12 protein-coding genes are annotated in these 21,185 nt (G+C 33.9%); all 12 read left to right on the top strand.

Translation table 11 applies throughout. The features are described 5' to 3' along the window. Positions 1-136: 136 nt before the first annotated feature. The gene (aspT, locus tag B6D18_RS04270; protein ID WP_086363304.1) at positions 137-1,837 is read left to right on the top strand and encodes an aspartate-alanine antiporter; all 1,701 of its coding nucleotides are present in this window, start codon (positions 137-139) and stop codon (positions 1,835-1,837) included. A 29-nt stretch (positions 1,838-1,866) separates the two neighbouring features. Then, complete coding sequence (locus B6D18_RS04265) at positions 1,867-3,468, top strand: bifunctional aspartate transaminase/aspartate 4-decarboxylase (RefSeq protein WP_086363303.1); 1,602 nt, start codon at positions 1,867-1,869, stop codon at positions 3,466-3,468. Between the two features lie 221 nt (positions 3,469-3,689). Continuing rightward, on the top strand, positions 3,690-5,708 hold the full coding sequence (locus tag B6D18_RS04260; protein ID WP_086363305.1) for a TonB-dependent receptor: 2,019 nt from the start codon (positions 3,690-3,692) through the stop codon (positions 5,706-5,708). A gap of 122 nt (positions 5,709-5,830) precedes the next feature. Further along, positions 5,831-7,045: an MFS transporter gene (locus B6D18_RS04255; RefSeq protein WP_086359347.1), complete on the top strand. Its 1,215-nt coding sequence runs from the start codon at positions 5,831-5,833 to the stop codon at positions 7,043-7,045. A 59-nt stretch (positions 7,046-7,104) separates the two neighbouring features. Next, positions 7,105-7,869, top strand: coding sequence for an ABC transporter ATP-binding protein (locus tag B6D18_RS04250; protein ID WP_086363302.1), 765 nt, complete (start codon positions 7,105-7,107; stop codon positions 7,867-7,869). Further along, on the top strand, positions 7,866-8,774 hold the full coding sequence (locus B6D18_RS04245; protein ID WP_086363301.1) for an iron-siderophore ABC transporter substrate-binding protein: 909 nt from the start codon (positions 7,866-7,868) through the stop codon (positions 8,772-8,774). Before B6D18_RS04250 ends, B6D18_RS04245 begins: the two co-directional genes overlap by 4 nt. A 4-nt stretch (positions 8,775-8,778) precedes the next feature. Next, the gene (gene fhuB / locus B6D18_RS04240) at positions 8,779-10,752 is read left to right on the top strand and encodes a Fe(3+)-hydroxamate ABC transporter permease FhuB (RefSeq protein WP_086363300.1); all 1,974 of its coding nucleotides are present in this window, start codon (positions 8,779-8,781) and stop codon (positions 10,750-10,752) included. 153 nt (positions 10,753-10,905) lie between these two features. Further along, positions 10,906-12,942, top strand: a complete 2,037-nt coding sequence (locus B6D18_RS04235; protein ID WP_086363299.1) for a TonB-dependent siderophore receptor — start codon at positions 10,906-10,908, stop codon at positions 12,940-12,942. A 417-nt stretch (positions 12,943-13,359) separates the two neighbouring features. Beyond that, the gene (locus B6D18_RS04230) at positions 13,360-14,715 is read left to right on the top strand and encodes an SWIM zinc finger family protein (RefSeq protein WP_086363298.1); all 1,356 of its coding nucleotides are present in this window, start codon (positions 13,360-13,362) and stop codon (positions 14,713-14,715) included. Next, positions 14,705-18,100, top strand: a complete 3,396-nt coding sequence (locus B6D18_RS04225) for a hypothetical protein (RefSeq protein ID WP_086363297.1) — start codon at positions 14,705-14,707, stop codon at positions 18,098-18,100. Before B6D18_RS04230 ends, B6D18_RS04225 begins: the two co-directional genes overlap by 11 nt. Before the next feature lie 966 nt (positions 18,101-19,066). Continuing rightward, positions 19,067-19,567, top strand: coding sequence for a type VI secretion system contractile sheath small subunit (gene tssB / locus B6D18_RS04220; RefSeq protein ID WP_086363296.1), 501 nt, complete (start codon positions 19,067-19,069; stop codon positions 19,565-19,567). 73 nt (positions 19,568-19,640) lie between these two features. Continuing rightward, positions 19,641-21,173 (top strand): type VI secretion system contractile sheath large subunit, encoded by a 1,533-nt coding sequence (gene tssC, locus B6D18_RS04215; protein WP_086363295.1) that lies wholly within the window; start codon positions 19,641-19,643, stop codon positions 21,171-21,173. Positions 21,174-21,185 lie beyond the last annotated feature (12 nt).

Genomic DNA, 21,185 nt, shown 5'->3' with positions numbered 1-21,185 from the left:
GCTAACTATCTATTCTTGGTATTGAAGTTTAAAATATATCCATATTCATAAATTAGTATGAATATTATTCAAGTTCCAATCTTTTCTTTTCTATCTTTTTCTATTTCATTAATCTTAGCACTTGAGGACAATTACTATGTTTCAATGGCTTTCAAATTGGATTTTAGATGGACTTAAGCATTCACCCGAAATACTTTTATTTCTTTCTTTAAGCTTAGGGTATTTGATTGGTGGAATTCGAATCGGTAAATTTCAATTAGGTGGGGTTGCTGGTTCATTATTGGTGGCAGTGGCATTAAGTGTATTTGGTGTTACTGTCGATGCTGGCGTTAAAGCTGTGCTTTTCGCCCTATTTATTTATGCTGTCGGGTTCGAAAGTGGACCACAATTCTTCCGTTCATTAGGAGTTAAAACTCTGCGTGAAATCTTTTTAGCGTTATTTATTGCTGTTGCTGGTTTTGTAACGGTAGTAGTTTTAGCCAAATTATTCAATTTAGATAAAGGCCTTGCTGCTGGTTTAGCTGCAGGAGGATTAACACAATCCGCTATTATGGGTACAGCATCTGACGCGTTGACTCAGTTAGGTTTAAGCCCAGACGAATTAAGTAGATTACAAGGTAATGTGACCATTGGTTATGCAGTGACTTATATCTTCGGTTCACTTGGGGCTATTATTGTCTGTGTAAATATTTTGCCGAAAATTATGGGGCGTGAAATTAATGATGATGCAATTCAGGCCGAAGCAGAACAGTTACATGGTTCGCTTTTATTAGGTAATGGCCAGAATTTTGCTTTGTCTGATGTAACTGGTCGCTTATACCGAATTACTAATAAGGTTAATCAAACCGTTGAAAGTTTAGAAAAGGTGATTAATGGTATTAGTATTGAACGAATCAAACGTGGCAATCGTATTATTGAAGCTGCACCTGAAACCTTATTAAAAGCCAAAGATATTATTTTAGTTGTTGGTCATCGGGATGCCATGATTGCTGCAGCTGATTTATTGGGTGAAGAAGTGAATTCAGCACAGGGAATGGATGTGGTGATGAATACTCAAGATGTTGAAATGCGTAATACTCGATATGTCGGTCAAAATTTAACGCAAGTGCTTTCATCTGACGAAGTGATGAAGTTAAAGCATGGTATTTATTTAATTGCTGTCCATCGTGATGGACAACCATTGCCATTAAATAATGATATGGTATTTAAGTTAGGTGATGTCATTACTATTTATGGTACTGATGGTGACTTAAGACGTGTAGTAGATAGAATTGGTGCGCCGATTACCAAAAGTGAAAAAACTGATTGGATATTCCATGGTTTAGGTCTTGTTGTTGGACTTATTATTGGTCTTATTGTGATTAGAGTCAGTGATATTCCAATTACTTTAGGTGCAGGTGGTGGTGCATTATTATCAGGATTATTGTTTGGTTGGTATCGCTCCTTGCATCAAACTGTTGGAAATATTCCAACAGGAGCTGTGCAACTACTTAAAGATTTTGGCTTAGCTGGCTTTGTAGCAGTGGTTGGTCTTAGCTCAGGTTTACAAGCCATTAATACGATTAAAGATCAAGGTCTTTCATTATTCTTAATTGGTGTTGTAGTGACTTTATTGCCGATGTTACTTGGCATTTATTTTGGCAAGTATGTACTAGGTTATAAAAATTCAGCGGTATTTGCTGGAGCTTTAGCTGGCTCTCGTAGTGCGAATCCTGCTTTTGGTGAAGTACTTAATAAAGCTGGTAACTCAACGCCTACCAATTCTTTTGCTATTACCTATGCTTTAGCTAATGTTTTCCTAACGTTATTGGGACCATTAGTTGTTGCTTTTGTTTAATTGACATCTCAAACTAAGGATACATGGTTATGAAAAGTAATAATGAATATGCAAAATATGCGAATTTAAGTCCTTTTGAATTGAAAGATAACTTAATTAAACTAGCACAAAGCCATACTGACCGTGTGATGTTAAATGCAGGGCGTGGTAATCCTAATTTTTTGGCAACATGGCCACGACAAGCATTTTTTCAACTTGGTGTTTTTGCGCTACAAGAATCCGAAATGTCATTTTCATATATGAATGAAGGTGTTGGTGGTATGCCAATTAAGGCTGGTTTAACTGGTCGTTTTGAACATTTTGTTCGTCAAAATTATCAAACACCTGGCGTGTCATTTTTAGGTAAAGCATTTTCTTATATTCGCGATCAGCTCGGCCTAGATGAAAATGCATTTTTACAAGAGATGGTGGAAGGTATTTTAGGTTGTAATTATCCTGTACCAGATAGAATGTTACGCTTTAGCGAAGAGGTAGTTAAAGCATATGTGCTTACACAAATGGGAGCACAATATCTTGGTCGTGATGATCTTGATCTGTTTGCCGTTGAAGGTGGTACTGCAGCAATGGCTTATATTTTCAATTCTATGAAAGAAAATAACTTAATCGAAAAAGGCGACAAAATTGCGATTGGTGCACCTATTTTTACACCATATTTAGAAATTCCAGAGCTTAATGATTATCAATTAGTAGAGGTATTAGTTAATTCTGATCCTGATGCGAATTGGCAATATCCAGAAGCTGAATTACGTAAATTAGAAGATCCTACTATTAAAGCTTTTTACTTAGTTAATCCATCTAATCCCCCATCAGTAAAAATTGATGATAAAAGCTTGCAGATCATTGCTGATATTGTGAAAAAACGTCCTGATTTAATTATTTTAACTGATGATGTATATGGCACATTTGCCGATAATTTCCAATCTTTGTTTGCTATTTGTCCAAAAAATACGATTTTAGTTTACTCATTTTCTAAATACTTTGGTGCAACTGGTTGGCGTTTAGGTGTTATTGCTACAGCACGTGATAATATATTCGATAAAAAAATTAAGGCATTGCCTAGCAAAACGAGACAAATTTTAGATAAACGCTATAGTTCTATTGTAACTGATCCTGAAAATCTAAAATTTATTGATCGTTTAGTGGCCGATAGTCGTGCAGTTGCACTAAATCATACCGCTGGGCTTTCAACTCCACAACAAGTACAAATGGTGTTATTTGCATTGTGTGAAATGATGGATACCGATCAAAGTTATAAAGCAGCATTAAAATCATTGATCCGTCGTCGAGCGGCTTCGTTATATCAACATTTAGGACTTACGCATCATACTGATGAAAATAGTGTTGATTACTATACCTTAATTGATCTAGAACATATTTGTCGTGAGCTTTATGATGACAAATTTGCTAAATGGATCTTAAAAAATAAAAATCCATCTGAAATGTTATTTAGAATTGCCGATGAAGCTGGCGTTGTTTTATTGCCAGGTAAAGGATTTGCTGTACAACATCCTTCGGCTCGAGCTTCATTAGCCAACTTAAATGAATATCAATATGCAGCGATTGGTTTATCAATGCGAAAACTTGCTCAAGAGTATTATGCTGAGTATCAAAGTAAAGCTAAGAAAAAATAGTTAATCATTTAGATTAATTCATCTGTCTACATATCAAACCCTAGTTTAACTAGGGTTTTTTATTTTATATATCATTTAACTTGATTATAAATTTTAGTTATTCCTTCTGAATAAAATCAAGTTAATTTAATAATATTGATTTTTTTTAAACAGTAATTTGACAGCTTATTTTCCAATCTATATGATCGCAAATGAAAATCATTATCAACTGTGCGATTCGGATGAAAAAAATAACTGCAAAATTTAATTTATTTAGCTTGTGCCTTATAAGCTGTTATAGCTCTATTGTTCTAGCTGAAAATAAAATTAAATATATCAAGGAAGATAATGAAAAAGATAAATTGGAGACAATTACTGTTACTGGTGAAGGGGTCCAACGTAGTGAATTACAAACTAGTTCAAGTTTAAGTGTTATAACCAATAAAGATATCGAAAGACGTCCCGATTTTTATTCTCTACTAAATGTACTGAAACAAACATCAAATGTATTAGATACAGGATTAGGTAATGATGTACCCACAATTCGCGGCGTAGAGGGTACTTCAGCTCATGGTGCAGTGTCCTTTTTAGCCGGCGTTCGTCCTAGAGTTAATATTCAGGTTGATGGTGATTCATCGAATTATTATGAATTAGCATTTGGCACAAAATCACTTTGGGATATTAAACAAGTCGAAGTTTACCGTGGGCCACAGAGTTATTCTCAAGGCCGTAATTCTATAGCTGGCGCGATAGTTATGCAGAGTAACGATCCCATCAATAAATTTGAGGCAGCCGCTAAAGCGGACTATGGTAATCAAAATAAACGCCAATTAGCCGCAATGCTATCTGGTCCATTAATTGATGAGCAATTACTTTTTCGCTTTACGGTTGATCAGAAAGGTCGAAAGTCGTACGAACATATAGCAAATTATCATCCAGCAGGAGATTCAAGGAAGTTTAAAGCCACCACAACTAATGCTAAATTACTTTGGTTACCTTCGGCTGTACCCGATTTTTATAGTCGTTTGACCTTTAAACATGTAGATTCACGAAATCCTCAAGGTGAATTTAAACCAACAATTATTCGTGATACATATCGTCCGGTTCATAAAACTCGTACTTCGAGCACAATATGGGATGCAGGTTATCAATTTAATGATACATGGGAATTTGAAAATAAAACTGTTTATTCTAATTATATTCGTGACCGTTTTTCGCTACCTTCTGGCGCACCATCAAGAGTGGAAGGTCATCAGTGGCAAGTACAGCCAATTTTAAGATACAACGATGGTTCATATAAAGGTTTATTGGGTCTATTTTATTTAAAGGCACCACAAGATGACAGTATTTTATTAGGGGTTCGCAACCTTTATCATGACGTTACAAACACTAAAGCGGTTTTAGGGGAATTTACCTTTAAACCAATAGATATTATCGAAGTAAATCTGTCTGCTCGTTATGAACAAGAAAAACATACTCGCAACGGCGGTAGTAACTATGTTTTAAATTATCAGAGTAAAACAGATGTTTTCTTACCAAAATTTGATATTGCTTATTTAATCAGTGATGATCAGAGAATTGGTGCCAAAATTGCTCGCGGTTACAATCCTGGTGGTGCAGGTATTACCTTTACGTCTCCTATTAAAATCTACAGTTATTCACCTGAATATCTTTGGAACTACGAGATTTATCATCGTTGGCTTTCAGAAGATAAACGCCTAAAAGTTAATACCAATATTTTCTATAATGACTATAAAGATATGCAAATTGAGTATTCTCATCCACTAGGAACAACTATTGCCAATGCCGATAAAGCTATAACTTATGGCGCTGAATTTAATATTGAATGGCAAGCAACACAAAATTTAAATTTAACCTCTGGTTTGGGCTTACTTAAAACCAAAATAGAAAAATACAGCGACAGTAAAAGTTATAACGGCAATAAGCTAACGCGTGCTCCTGGTTATACATTTAATCTAGGCGGTTACTATAACCTACCATATGGGTTGGAAACCGGATTAAATGCATCGTTTGTGGATAGTTACTACACTGATGCATCAAATAATAGGACATCGAAAATTGATAGTTATTACCAAGCAAATGCTTATTTAGCTTATAACTTTAAACAAGGTCGAATCATGCTTTATGCTGATAATGTTTTCAATTCGCATGAAAAAATTAGTCTTATGTCCTCATCTTCTCGATATAGCACTTATCAGCAACCACGACAAGTAGGTATTTCTGCACAAATAAACTATTGATAAATCAGTTAAATCTTATATGTACGAAAGGTTTAAATTTGTTTTATTTTTTACTACTAAAGAATGGTATTAATGAAAATATTATGACCACAAAATAGGTACTGCAAAAGGAAAATTAGTAAATGAATGACAAAGCAACAATTAAATTACCTAAAAATGTATGGTTATTATTTGTAAGTCTTTATATTACAGAATATGTTGGTATTGGCTTTTTGACTATCGCCTTAGCTCTAATCCTAAGAAAAGATGGCATGGAGTTAGACCAATTAAGTCTTATTCCTTTAATGATGTTACCAATTGGTTTAAAAATTTTATGGGCACCTGTTATTGATAAATATTTAAAAAGACGAATATCTCATTATCGCAATTGGTTATTTATCTCTTTAACACTAATGTTAGTATGCTTAATATTTATAGCTTTGTTAGATCCTATAAAACAGTTTTATATCATTTTACCCATCATTTTTATTTTTTCGACCATGACTGCAACTCAAGAATTAGCCATATCAGGATTAGCCTGTAATATTTTTTTAGTTCAGCAACGTTATCTAATTTCAAGTATCAAAACCAGTGGTTCTATGATAGGTAATATTTTAGGCGGCGGAGTAATTTTACTACTTTATGCCTATATTGGTTGGATGGGTTGTTTATTATTAATTGCTATTTTAATTGGATTTACATTAATTCAACTTTTCTTTTTTGAAGAGTACCGTTACTGTCAAAATAAACCAATATATGAAAATATGGATCCTAAATATTGGAAAGATCTGATTATCATCTGGAAAGGTAGAATTAATTGGTTAATTATTTTGATACTTATGCCGTTTAGTTTCTTACCGGCTTATAATCTATTATCACCAATACTTGTCGATGATGGTTGGGCATTATCAGATATTGCTATTTTATTAAAAGTATTTGGATCCATTGTTAGCTTAGTGGCTGTTATATTAGTTGCAAAAATCCTCAAGCGATTATCTAGGAAACAAAGTTTAACATATTCATTACTTTTTCATGCTTTTGGTTTACTTGCATTCATCCCGATCTCGTTAGGTTATGTTAATATTTTTAATGTCTATTTAGCCTGTTTTCTTTACTTCTTTAGTTTACCTTTAATGTCTATTGCGATTACTGCCATCATAATGGACAACTCAGACAGTTCACAGGCACGTTCTACTGCTTGTAATGCTCAATCAGCGCCAAGTTTTATATGTGGATTTATCGTAATATCACTAAGTTATTATCTTGCACAAAAATTTGGTTATTTTCCAGTTGTAATCGGCTCAATAGTATTGGCATTTTTAAATGCATTTTATGCAAGTCGAACAATGGGAAAATAGTATCAGAATAGGTAGATAGGATAACTTTAAAGCGTAATTGGATGGATAATTAAATTAGTATGCTTATTGCTCAAGATATTGAATACCAAATTCAAGATACCCTTGTTGTTAATCATGTAACGACTCAATTTCAACCAGGGCTTGTCTATGGTATTGTTGGTCATAACGGTTCTGGCAAATCGACATTTATTAAATTATTAGCAAAGCAAATTGCCGCAACATCTGGTGTTATCACATTAGATGAAAAAGAACTGACTCACTATTCACATAAACAGCTCGCGAGAATACTGAGTTATTTACCACAATATTTGCCTACTGACATTAATCTGCCGGTTAAAGAACTGGTTAAATTAGGGCGATTTGCATGGCATGGTGTACTTGATCGCTATACGGAAAAAGATTATAAAATTGTTGATCAAGCATTAATACAAACAAATACTGCACATCTTAAAGAACGCTACTTAAGCTCACTGTCAGGAGGAGAACGTCAACGAGTTTGGTTATCCATGTGTTTAGCTCAGCAAAGTCAATATCTTTTACTTGATGAACCTCTTTCAGCGTTAGATATTAATTATCAAATTGAAGTAATGAAATTACTTCGACAGCTGGCCCAAAAGCATCGAATAACCACTATTATAGTTCTTCATGATATTAATTTGGCCAGTGAGTTTTGTGACCAGCTATTAGCTTTTAAACAAGGTCACTTAATTTTTGATTTACCGACAAAACAGATGATTACACCATCGATTTTACAGAAAATTTATGGTGTTCATTTTGAGATCATTGATCATCCTACTCGAAGTCATAAGGTTGCTTTAGCATGAAGTTCAAAATAACCCTAATTAGCCTTGTGATTGTAAGCTCTATTTTATGGATAACGCATTTACCTGATAGTAATCAGGATTATGCACAATTTGATAACCCAACTAGAATTATCACTACGGATTGGACTATTGCAGAAACATTATTAGCTTTACAAGCACCGTTAGTGGGAGTAGGTGATACAAAAGAGTATGCCACGTGGGTAAGTGAACCTGTCTTAAATGATAATATTGTTGATTTAGGGTTACGATCACAACCTAATTTAGAAGTGATTGCTAATTTAAAACCCACTCTATTGATAAATTCAACTTGGACACAAAATCTGATCCCTAAAAATATTATTCCCATAAATTTAGCTGCAATTGATTTTTACACAAATGAAGGTACAAGTTGGTCGCACATCGTGCAAACAACAGAAAAATTAGCGCAACTAGTCAACAAAACCACACAAGCTCAGATATTGATAAGCCAGACCGAAAAACAGTTTACCGATAATATCCAACGCTTAAAGAAAATACCAAAGCAGTCCTATGCAGTTGTGCAATTTATTGATTCTCATCAATTACGTATCTATGGCGCCAATAGTTTATATGGTGTGGTATTAACCAAATTGAAATTAGATAATGCATGGCAACATTCGACAAATGCATGGGGATTTAGTCAAATTAGTTTAATTGACTTAACGACATTACCTAAAAATACGAGTCTTATTATTGTTAAACCTTATCCAGCTAATGTTAATCAGCAATTAGAAAAGAATTCATTATGGCAAAAGTTGCCATTTAGTCAGCAGGGAAATTATTATATTTTACCCTCCGTGTGGGGATTTGGAGCATTACCTTCAATGCAACGGTTTAGTTATTCATTAACTAACGCTTTAACTAAGCAAACAGTGAATACATGGTGATTGTATGTCGGCATTGAAGAAAATCATCTTAATTAATTTATCTCTTTTTTTACTTGCACTGATAGCAATCGTTTGGATTATTGTGCATGAGTTACATCAGCCTTTTTTGCAAGTTGATTTAATTCAAGTAAGTGTATTAAAACGTATAATTCTTATCGATAACTGGTTACCTCGCTTTACTATGGCTTTATTGGTTGGAGGGGCATTAGGTATTAGTACCATCATTCTACAGCAAGTTACTTATAATCCCTTAGCCTCTGATTCAACGTTAGCTTTAAGTAGCGGTGCTTATATTGCCCTACTGGGCACTCATCTTTTTATACCATCATTATTACTTTGGTTAAGTAGTGCAATGATTGCATTCTTTGGTGGACTTGCCAGTTTACTGCTTGTGTTTATGATGTCTTATCGTAATCAATTTTTACCAATCAGGATGCTACTGTCAGGTTTGATATTAAATTTATATTTGGGAGCATTAGCCACAGCATTAGTTATATTCCATCCTGAAGCGGCTAAAAATATTTTTGCTTGGCAAGCTGGCTCATTAATTCAAGATAGTTGGCATGATGTCAAACAGATAGTTATTGTCTCTTTGATTGCATTTTCCATCCTGATTTTATTATTGCGCGCATTTGAAGTTATGCAATTAGGTGAAACTCAAGCAAAAAGTTTAGGTGTACCGGTAGTGGTGCTCCGTGTTGTCTGTATTTTGTTTGTCGCTTATTTATGTGCTACAACACTAAGTTTAGTCGGGATGATTGGATTTATCGGCCTAGCCGCAGCTACCATGATTAATCAATTGCAGTTAACCAAAGCCTGGCACAAGCTTCTCTTTTCATATACAACAGCAGGATTAATTTTATTATTAACAGATTGTCTTTTAGTTATTATGCAGTTCTATTGTTCTTTTTATTTGCCTGTCGGCACAGTCAGTGCATTTATTGGAACACCTTTATTACTTTATTTAATTTTCAAAGCGTTACCTACAACAATTAGTATATCAAGTAATAACTCTTTAACTCGATGTGATTTATTAACACCTATAAAAACAAGGGGACACTGGATATTAGCGATATTAATAATCTTAATATTATTATGGTTTAGTTTAACAATCAGTAATACACAATACGGTTTTATATCGACTGGTTGGAATCATTCTCTTATAAACATTAAATTACCAAGAATTATCACCGCCATTTCGGCTGGAATCATGTTAAGCACGTGTGGCGTTTTACTGCAATGCATGACCCATAATTCTCTGGCTAGCCCTGATTTGTTAGGTATTAGCTCAGGTGCAGCTATTGCTATTATTGTCACAGTTATGGTGATGGGGTATGACATCATGCCACTTTGGTTGCCGGGATTATTGGGTGCTCTACTGACCTTTTTATTTATTATTGCAATTAATATTAAAAATAAATTCCAACCAGAAAAAGTGATTTTAACGGGAATAGCTTTTGCCGCTTTTTTAACGGCTCTGATTCAATTATTTTTAGTTACTGGCGATCCGCGTATTCAATATTTATTAATATGGTTATCGGGATCAACATACAGTAGTGGGCTACTAAGTAGTGTGGTGATATTTTTAGTAGCATTATTCATTTTATTTATCTTATTGATATTTTCACGACCAATAAGCTTGTTGGAATTGCCAGAAAATATGAGTAATGCATTAGGCATGAATAGCAATATTGTCCGTTTTTTATTAATTGTCGTTTCGACCATATTAATTACTTTAGCCACATTACAAATTGGACCACTTAGTTTCATTGGTCTACTTGCGCCATTAATGACTCGGATTATTGGTTATCATTTCATCCGTAACCAATTACTCATGTCATCGCTAATTGGAAGCATATTAATGATCGCTGCTGATTGGTTAGGTCGTAATATTATGTTTCCTTATGAAATTCCGACAGGAGTTATGGCATCACTGCTTGGTGGGTCTTGCTTTATCTATCTAATAAGGCGTTCTTGATAATGTCGGCTTTTTTGCAAACTTTTAAACCATATGGTCATACTATTTTTGCTATTAGTCATGATAACAATATTTTGAGCATACTGATGGCATTATTGAGGAGTTCAATGATCAACTATATGAACTCAGTTCATCACCAAAAAGGAGAAAACTATGAGTTATTCAACTCATTTTAAACCTAAAAATCGCATTTTAGCTTGTTCTATATTATCTGTTTTACCTATCATCGCATATGCTGAAACAACCGATACAATGGAAGTTGTTGGTTCAATGGCTAAAACAGGCACGGTCAAATTTTATGATACGCAATCAACAGATTCTATTGATGAAAAGCAGATTAAAGATAAAGACTATAAAAAAGTTGACGAAGCACTATCTTATACTTCTGGCGTATTGAATAGTTCATATGGTCATGATGGCCGAACAAATTGGTTGAAAATTAGAGGTTTAGATGCTTCTTTTACTTTAGACGGTATGCCTCAATTTACTTATAGTTATTTTGGTTCAACACCTGAAATTTTCGGACTGGAAAAAATAGAAATATTAAAGGGCGCAAGTTCTCAACTATATGGTTCATCTAAACCTGGTGGTACTGTCAATATGATAACCAAACGCCCCAAAAAGGCTCCAGCTGGTGAAGTTAATGTGTTTTATGGAACACATGCACAAGTAGGAATAAATGGAGATTATAGTGGCATATTAACTGATGATATACGATATCGAGTAGTGGGTGCCTATCGAGATGAAAATGGACAACAAACTAAAACTGGATTAAAGCATTATTATTTTGCGCCGAGTTTAACATGGGACATAAATGAACTAACTTCTTTAACTTTATTATCAAGTTTTCAACGTGATTTTGGCATTCCTGAAAATGGATTTTTCCCTGCTTATGGCACGCTATTTCATTCTAAATATGGGAAAGTAGCAAGGGATACTTATTATGGTGATAAAGATTTTGATAATTTTAATCGTAAATCAGAAACAGTCGGTTATGAATTTAGACATCAATTTAATAATGGATTTGTTTTTACACAAAACTATAAATATGCTCATCAAGATTTAGATTTATCAGGTGTTTATGGTATGGATTTCACACCAACAGTTGATGGAAAAAATTATTCACGTTTTGCATATTCTCAAATAGGTATTAACAATACTCATACAATTGATAATCGCCTTTCTAAAGATTTTGAATATGGAAATTGGCGAGACACATTATTAATTGGAATTGATTATTTAAATACCAATATGAGTGGAAATAATTTTAGTGGCAGCGCTAGTACAGTGAATCGTTTTAAACCAAGATTAACCCATTCAAATATTACAGGTAGTTATTCGCCTTTTAAATTAAAAGCACAAGAATTAGGTGCATATGTACAAAATCAACTGACTTTTGATAATAAACTGATTTTCAATCAAGGTATGCGTCATAGCAAAATAAAAAATGATGGATACTGGAGTGGTTCTGATTTTAATCGTGATTATAACCACAATGCCTACAATGCAGGTTTAATGTATATTTTTGATAGTAATATCGCACCTTATATAAATTATTCAGAATCATTTTTGCCAGTGTATGGTTATGATAGTGTCAACAAAACAATGTATCGACCTTATGAAGCAAAACAGTGGGAAGTAGGGGGGAAGTATGAGCCTGATTGGTTTAATGGTACATTCACTCTGGCCTATTTTGATATTAAATCTCAGAATTCATTTGTTTCTAATGGGACAGGGCAAGCATCACAAACATTAGAAACACGCAGTAAAGGTGTAGAGTTACAAATAAAGGCTGATATTACTAAAAGTATAGATATGGATTTTGCTTATACTTACACTCATGCTAAAACAGATCAAACAGTTTCATTGACAACACGTAGTTCATTAATTCCAAAACATGCAGCTTCAGCTTGGGTAAATTATAAATTTGATGGTCAGTTTGATGGGGTAACTGTTGGATCAGGGCTTCGTTATATTGGTAAAACTGTTGATGAAGTCTATTATCCAAATGAAAGTGTACCTAGTTATACCTTATGGGATGCAATGGTTAAATATCAGTTTAATAAATCATGGTCAGTACAAGTTAATGCAACTAACTTAACCGACAAAAAATATATATCAGGTTGTAGTTATTGGTGTTATTACGGTGCGGAACGCAGTGTGGTTGGAACGCTTAGCTATAAATGGTAGCTATCAACTTTAAACTAATAAAATGCAAACAATTGTTTGCATTTTTTATACTATTTAAAAAGGTATCATTAAAATAAGACAGTTAGAAAGTTCATCCTTTATTTTTGGTTGCAACAAATAATCTAAATATGCATTTCAGTAAAGACCGCCATTTATTGCATTTCAATTTGGTTATTGTAGAAATGTTTGGCGCTCAATATTGCCAACAAAATGGACAGATAAGAGTAAAAAACAGATATTTTTCATAGAAACCCGAATATAAATAATCTTTTAGTAAATAAATGCTAAAAGCAATGTTTCCCTTTAAAAAAACTCACTTTTTTGGTGTTTATTGATAAACTAATTATCAATAAACTATATAATCGTAACAGATATAATATGTAGTATTGGTTTTAATTTTTTTATTTAGGAAAAAACGTGCGAGCTTTTTTTCAGCAATCAAATTTTACTGATGGAGCACTAGCTTTAGCGCTTTCTCCTGCATTGACGCCAACAGGTATTGTTAATCATCCGGTATTTTTTTCAGGTTTTGCTCTTTACCCTCAAATTATTGCAAGAGGATTGCTTGTATTAGCAGACATTACTTCTACGAACTATTTCCAGTATAAGCCTGAGTTTCAAAAAGATCCGGTACTTTCAGCGCAAGGTGATCGTGTAAGAGCAGAGTGTTTTTCTGCCTGTAATGGGGTATATGCACGTTTAGATTTATTAAGAGAAGGCCTTGATGGAGAGATTTATCGAGGTACTACTAATGTTGATATTGGTATTGGTTTAAGACAAGCTCTTGCTAAGGTTAATAGTAAAGACAGACTTCATTTAAATATAGGTGATCAAGGGTTAGTAACACGGTATATAGAGGATAAAGGCAATCATCTCAAAGGGTTAGATAAAATCATTTTACAACGGCCTGTTCAAATGCCTAATCGGTGGATAAGAGCTTTAGGCAATATCGCTGAAATCCATAAAAACATGAAGCCAGTTTTTACAATAAAAGGACCTCAAGCACAAATGTTTGTGAGTACTCTACCTAATGTAACGAGTAAAAATCAATCTGGTTGGCTTGTACTATCGCGTTCAGGTATTAAATTAATGTCTAGAAGCGATACGCATAGTGTTTATATATCTGGCTTGCATCGTCTCAATGCACTTAAACGTCTAATTACTAATATTATAAGTTTAACCTTTTACTGTTTGCAAAATAACGAGCAGGGGCCATGCATGATTGAAGTAAGCCTTTTGGGCGCTCGTTTAACACTCAGCTTAACAGCTGAAGCATGGCAAGGATATTCTGGTGAAGGAGCATTGTTAACCTCTTTAGTTTCATCAGCAGAACAAAAAGATTCAAAAATAGTGAATGATCTTTTACAGTTTGATGCGCTTATTAATAAAGAACAATTGTCAAATGCTTCAGCATTAGAGGATTATCGCATTGAGCGGGCACTTGCTTATCTTGCCGTTTGTGGAAAACTTGGGTTTGATGCATATGAAGGTTCTTATTTTCATCGCGAGTTACCAGAAGATCCGAACCGAGTTTTAAAAGATAACCCACGGCTTATTGGTGCGCATAAATTAGTTGATCGGATCGAAAAAATTGATGAGATGACATGGATAGTCAATTCTACAGATGATAGTTATCGAGTGTCTATTCCTACAAATCAATTGAATTGCAATCCTCAATGTACATGTAGTTGGTATCTTAAGAATCAACAGAAAAAAGGTCCCTGTAAGCACGTTTTAGCTGTACAAATCAAGGAAGGTATTTATGAACGCTAAGCTTGAAGAAGCCGTCGCTATTTTTAACTCTTTGGGATGGGAAAAAGTAACTATAGATACCATATTACAGCAACCACTAGGAACAAAAGAACAACAAAAAATTGCGCTGAATGGTCTAAAAAATGGAGACTGGGAGCGTCTTATTAAAAGAGAAGCGAACAGTACTTACACCAATGAAGGATATATTGAATGCAATCTCAAACATATTACATTGTATGCTATTAGGATTGGAGTTTCTATCACCCGTGCTCTAGAGTTCGCTTATTTTGCTGATAGGCCATTATTACTGCCTATTATTAAGGATAAGGGTGAAAAATATGCGACTAACTTTATCAGCAAAGCTTGCGTATCCAGAAGAAGAGTATTTGAACACTCTTCAAGCGTATTTGGTGATATTGCAGTTCAACTTGTTGATCAGTTAAATTTAGCTATTCCTGAAAGCTACGAATATATGAAAGATTGGGCCGTTTATGCTGCTTTGTCCATGGGATTACCTGCTGAAGACTATTCTAGAGCAGTATCGACACAAGAGTTACCAACACAAGAACAAATAAAACGCAGGTTTTCTGAGCATATTAAAATAGGGATTGCCGTCAATGTACCTGCAACCGGACCATTCTTTTCTGTATTTATCGAAGGTGTTAAACAAGGTTGGCTCTCAAAACACGATGCAATAGAGTTTATCTTTTTTGCGTTAGATAATGCTATTCGACCTGGGGATAGAAAGGTTTGGGTTAGTGCTATAGATGAGTTGGGGATAAGTACTACAACGTTACATGAAAGAGCAGCAATTTTGATTCCTTTACTTGCCAAAGGTGAATCAAGTGTAATTGCAAAAATTGCGCCTATATTGATTGAGAATGTTGATGATGAACTTTTTAATGAGGTAATGATAGCCTCATTTTCAGCAAAGGTTAAATCAACAAAACAGTTAGTTTTAAAAACAGCAATGACAAGAGTAGCCCCTAATTATGTAGCGCAACTCACACCATGGCTGGCGATATGGTGTGACGATAAAGATAAATCTATTGCAAAGTTAGCTCGTCAATTGGCTAACCATTGGCAACTCAATTATGCACAAATTGAAGAAAGTCATACACAGGACATTAAACATCTTTGGCAAAAAACACCCTCTTTATGGATATGTCCTCAATTTGATTGGGGAGAAGTTACACCTCAAGCACTAACAGAGCTTGCCAGTGAACTGGTTAATCGAAGAGAGTTTGTTTGTGATACTGTTGCTGAAAGATTTTTAGCTGTTGCAAATAAGATCGCTTATACCGATCCTCAATCGGCTAAAACAAGTTTGGCTGGATTGAAAACAATATCTTTTGATGTGCTATTTTATTTAATTGCTTGTTGGGTGAAAGGAATCGAACCTGAAGGCTATTGGGGAGCTGATCAGAAAGATATGGTACATGAAGTATTGCATGCTCGTAATTATGTAGTTTGTAAAAATTTAGATCAATTACCTTGTATTTTATCAACTCCCTGTAAGAGTGATCTTTCAATTACAGTAGATGATCTTTGTAAGCGATTAGAAAAATATCAGAAAAATAATATTGATGCACTTGAAGCAGATATATTTTTAGCTTTAACTCGTTTGGATACCAAAACACAAAGTAGTAAAAATTTAAACTTATTAAAAACGTTAAAGGTTGATGTCATTTTACAATCAGGTAAAAAAATGCCTGTTAACGCTGGTGACATAGTTTTAGCCTATCTTGATTGCCCTGTAAAAGAAGTTTTATTAGATTATAATGAGGAATATTTTGGGGATATAAAAATTCCAACCACCCCATCATTACAATACTTTCCTAAACGGTTTGATTCTTTAGCTGATTTGACTACTAGTGCATTTTCTGTGTTTCCGCTCTGGGGTGATGCGGCTATACGACTGAGTGTTTCCTCATTCAATGAAATGGAGCATGCCAAAGGACTCATTTTTAGGCAAATTGCAAAACGGCAAATACCGTTAACTGCTGGTGTTGCAATGAATATTCTCGCTGCACAGCGTTCAGCATCACCTCGTGCTATAGCTGATATAGCCTTAGCCGTGAATGAGGCATGGGAAAGAGGTTTACTTATACCAGGAATTGCTGATGTTTTCTTACTAGATTGGATAAATAGCACTCCTTCTAAATTAGTGAGCTTAGTTGCAACGCTGTCAAATATTGCTCAGCAAGGGCTTTTATCAGTTGTATGGCCAATTTTAGACGAATTAATTTTAGCCTCTTTAAAAGCGCCGAGATTACTAGTGGGAACTGATGAAATTGTAAATGCTATGGCAGAATTTTTACCTGAAGTTCAGTTTGCAGTTACCAATGGACTTGCGTCGCCAAATCAACTGGATCTTTTAGGATTGAGAACTTTAGCTGAAAAAACAGGCAGTTCACGGGTAATCAATGTAGCAAAATATATTATTACTCAATTACCAGACATTAAATTTGTTAAATCAAAAAAATCTAATAAAGTTAATATAACTGATTTTGATAAAATTTGGCCTAAAAAAGAAAAAAACATTCCGGTACTTGATGATGGCGCTATTATATCAATTGATTTATTTGAGCAGAGCAAATCTAATTCCGCTTTCATTTTTACATTGAAACTACCAGATATTAATGACCGAGTTTTTCATATAGTGAAAACAAATTGGTTTTATGATTTAGAAGAAGGGCAATGCCAAGCATATCCAGCCCCCATAGAACACCCTAAATTTACAACGGATAGCCAGAAAAGTGTTTATTTGCATTGGGATAATGATAAAAAAGCCTTACTGGTCAGCAAATATCGAAATTGGTTAAAAAATGAAGATGGCCCATTGTCTAGTACAAAAATACCAGCATTATCAAATGTTTCATTATTTCTAAATTGGCTAAGTAATAAATATGAACCGTTATCTAGTACAGAAATACCCGCATTATCGAATACTTTATTAATGGTTGTTATTGGGCTTCTTGCTCAAGATGGCGAGGGTGCCTATTTTGCTGAAAATTATGTTTTAACGGGTCGCATTGATGAAGGAACTGTTCGTAGAGCAATTTTACTATTTTTAAAAAATCCCATTATAAGTCCTGCAAAACTTATTAGGTCATTAGAAAAAGAAATTAAATTTTTACCGCTACTTTGGCCTATTTTAATTGAATGTGTTCGTTTTGTTGGTAATCTCGTTAGTCGAGGGGAAAAAATACCAGTCTGGACAAATCGTATTTTAGATATATCGTTACAGTATGCTGCTTATTTGAAAGAAGCTGCATTGCGTGGTTACATAACAAACAAAGATGCTAAATGGGAAGGTCTGCATGAAATAGCTTCATCAAAATTAAAGTCAACAGCGGTGGTGAAAGCAAAACAGTTGCAAGAAGATTTAAATATTAACCTTTAATCAAAGATTGTTTCAGCACTATTAATTCTATATTTATTTAGTTATTTATAGTGCATTATCAACTTTAATGCCTAAGTAAGATGTTATATTTTTGAAGTAGTATGTCTATTTAGATAATTGTTTTTTAATAGAATGAACCTTAAGCATAGCTAACTCCTTTATCTATAATCATCCAAACGAGAACAGTTTATTAATCCCCCAAATATTAATGTGATGGTATACACTCCTCAATTATTTTTACAAATAAATGGTAAAGTGATACTACAGGGAAGAAGAATAACTAACATAACAATGAAAACGACTTATCCTGAAATCAGCAAGTTTAATATTTTAAGAAATTTAAAGAATATTGGCAGGTTAAATATAACTATTTAATCTAGGCTTAAAAGTTACATTAAATCAGTAAAAACATTACTTTCAACTACTCCTCATATACGCATTAATATACCAATAATAGAGCAGAAAACTCACACCAAGCAACAAGACTTAGAATAAATTGAAATCGTTAAAATAAGTACCCGAGTTTCTATCTTGCTTTGCTAATATTTACGATTATTTTAACAGTGCAAGGTAATTATGCTCAGCTAAAACCTTTCGAATTTTAGCTAAACGTAGATTTAATGAATGGAATACTATTAATCAATTTGTACCTAAAATTCAAAACTATAGATTAACAGCTAAATTAAAATACATTGTTAAAGATTAATTTAACGGTACCAGTAATCGAAATAAATTAAAAAAACATCTTGGCAAATTATTTTATGCGGTTTAACATAAAGCGTGTTGAAAACTAAAAATTTGTGAAATTGAAAAGGAATTTGTATTGTATTAACTAAATTAGTCTATCCATCGGAACAGGATAATTTTACACAATAGCGGAATGTAGACCATAGAATAAAAAATAATTTTACATAAAAAAATTATTTATTTTGCTTTAATAAATATTAAATTTAATAAGGAAAGAATATGTCGAACAGCTATCAAAATGAAGTTCCTCCTGCTCGTGTCAATATTCATTTAGATCTCCATACTGGTGGTGCTAAAAAGAAAATTGAATTACCTCTAAAAATTTTATCGATTGGTGATTATGGTCGTGGCAAAGATAAACGCCCATTATCTGAAAAAGAAAAAGTATCAATCAATAAGAATAATTTTGACGCCGTCTTAAAAGATTTTCGACCTGAAGCAACAATTAGTGTTCCTAATACCCTAGCTGATGATGGTAGTGATATTAGTATCAATCTAGCATTTGAATCAATGAGTGATTTTTCCCCCGAACAAATTGCTAAAAAAGTCCCACAACTTCGATCGTTACTGGCTATGCGTAATTTATTAAGAGATTTAAAGTCAAATTTGTTGGATAACGCTACATTTCGGTATGAACTAGAAAAAATCGTCAAAGATGAACAACTATCTGATGAACTTCGTGCTGAATTAGAATCAATTGTATCCCAAAGTACTAAATAAACATTTTTAATAAATCAGTTTAGCAACTTTCAAAACAGGATAGCTGTTTTGATGGCAATATAAGAGAAAAGTTATGACAATACAAAAGGAACACCAAAATACGAGTAAAATAGAGTTAGACGATAATGGTAGTGTTTATCAGTCTTTATTTAATAAAATCAACTTAAATCCGATTGAAAAAGTAGGTGAAATAGATAAATATGAAGACAATGACGTCTTGTCAGAATCTTCACAAGATGAGCGTGTTACGATGGCTGTTAACATTTTGCTCAAATTGATTCAAAATTCCTCTCAAAAAATTGAAAAATTGGATAAACATTTATTAGATTATCATATTAGCCAAATAGATCAGAAATTAAGTCGTCAGCTTGATGCTATTATGCACAATGAAACATTTCAAGAAATTGAAGCAACATGGCGTGGGTTGAAGTTTCTCGTCAACCGGACTGATTTTCGTAGGAACGTAAAAATTGAATTATTAGATGTATCAAAAGAAGAGCTTCGTCAAGATTTTGAGGATGCGCCAGAAATTATCCAAACAGGTTTTTATCGACACACTTATATTCAAGAATATGACACTCCAGGTGGAGAACCAATCGGTGTAACAATTTCAAATTATGAATTTGATCGTGGTCCACAAGATATTGCTTTATTACGCAATATCTCAAAAGTTTCAGCTGCAGCACATATGCCATTTGTAGGTTCAGTAGGCCCTAAATTCTTTGGTAAAGAAACTATGGAAGAAGTAGCTGCAATAAAAGATATTGCTAACTATTTCGATCGTGCAGAGTATACAAAATGGAATAGTTTCCGTGATACAGACGACTCTCGTTATGTGGGGCTTACATTACCAAGAGTATTAGCGCGTTTACCTTATGGTCCTGATACTGTGCCAGTGCGTAGCTTTAACTATATTGAGGATGTTAAAGGCCTTGATCACAACCGTTATTTATGGGCTAATGCTTCATTTGCTTTTGCTGCTAATATGGTACAAAGCTTTATTCGCAACGGCTGGTGTGTTCAGATTCGAGGACCGCAAGCGGGTGGATTAGTTGAAGATCTACCAATACACCTTTACGATTTGGGAACGGGTAACCAAGTTAAGATTCCAACAGAGATACTTATCCCAGAAACACGAGAATTTGAATTTGCAAATTTAGGCTTTATTCCTCTCTCTTTTTATAAAAATAGAGACTATGCATGCTTCTTCTCTGCTAATTCAACACAAAAACCAGCGCTTTATGACACAAAAGAAGCTACAGCTAATAGTCGTATTAATGCACGTTTACCTTACATTTTCTTATTATCACGTATTGCACACTATTTGAAGGTTATTCAACGCGAAAATATTGGTGCAACAAAAGATCGCCGAGTATTAGAACTTGAATTAAACAAATGGATTAGTAACCTCGTTACAGAAATGACTGATCCTAGTGATGAAGTTCAAGCCTCACATCCATTACGAGAAGCCAAAGTGATGGTTGAAGATATTGAGGACAATCCGGGCTTTTTCCGTGTTAAAACTTTTTTAATCCCTCATTTCCAGATTGAAGGAATGGATATTAATTTGTCGATGGTATCACAGATGCCAAAAGCCAAAGCGTAATATCATTTATAT

It is taken from the genome of Gilliamella sp. A7 (genome assembly GCF_002142015.1).
Lineage (GTDB): Bacteria > Pseudomonadota > Gammaproteobacteria > Enterobacterales > Orbaceae > Gilliamella > Gilliamella apis_A.
This window is presented reverse-complemented; position numbering and strand designations above follow the sequence as displayed.

What these genes read in the sequence shown, in the direction of transcription:
- aspT (WP_086363304.1), top strand. Translation starts at nt 137, where the DNA reads ATGTTTCAATGGCTTTCAAATTGGATTTTAGATGGACTTAAGCATTCA.
- B6D18_RS04265 (WP_086363303.1), top strand. Translation starts at nt 1,867, where the DNA reads ATGAAAAGTAATAATGAATATGCAAAATATGCGAATTTAAGTCCTTTT.
- B6D18_RS04260 (WP_086363305.1), top strand. Translation starts at nt 3,690, where the DNA reads ATGAAAAAAATAACTGCAAAATTTAATTTATTTAGCTTGTGCCTTATA.
- B6D18_RS04255 (WP_086359347.1), top strand. Translation starts at nt 5,831, where the DNA reads ATGAATGACAAAGCAACAATTAAATTACCTAAAAATGTATGGTTATTA.
- B6D18_RS04250 (WP_086363302.1), top strand. Translation starts at nt 7,105, where the DNA reads ATGCTTATTGCTCAAGATATTGAATACCAAATTCAAGATACCCTTGTT.
- B6D18_RS04245 (WP_086363301.1), top strand. Translation starts at nt 7,866, where the DNA reads ATGAAGTTCAAAATAACCCTAATTAGCCTTGTGATTGTAAGCTCTATT.
- fhuB (WP_086363300.1), top strand. Translation starts at nt 8,779, where the DNA reads ATGTCGGCATTGAAGAAAATCATCTTAATTAATTTATCTCTTTTTTTA.
- B6D18_RS04235 (WP_086363299.1), top strand. Translation starts at nt 10,906, where the DNA reads ATGAGTTATTCAACTCATTTTAAACCTAAAAATCGCATTTTAGCTTGT.
- B6D18_RS04225 (WP_086363297.1), top strand. Translation starts at nt 14,705, where the DNA reads ATGAACGCTAAGCTTGAAGAAGCCGTCGCTATTTTTAACTCTTTGGGA.
- tssB (WP_086363296.1), top strand. Translation starts at nt 19,067, where the DNA reads ATGTCGAACAGCTATCAAAATGAAGTTCCTCCTGCTCGTGTCAATATT.
- tssC (WP_086363295.1), top strand. Translation starts at nt 19,641, where the DNA reads ATGACAATACAAAAGGAACACCAAAATACGAGTAAAATAGAGTTAGAC.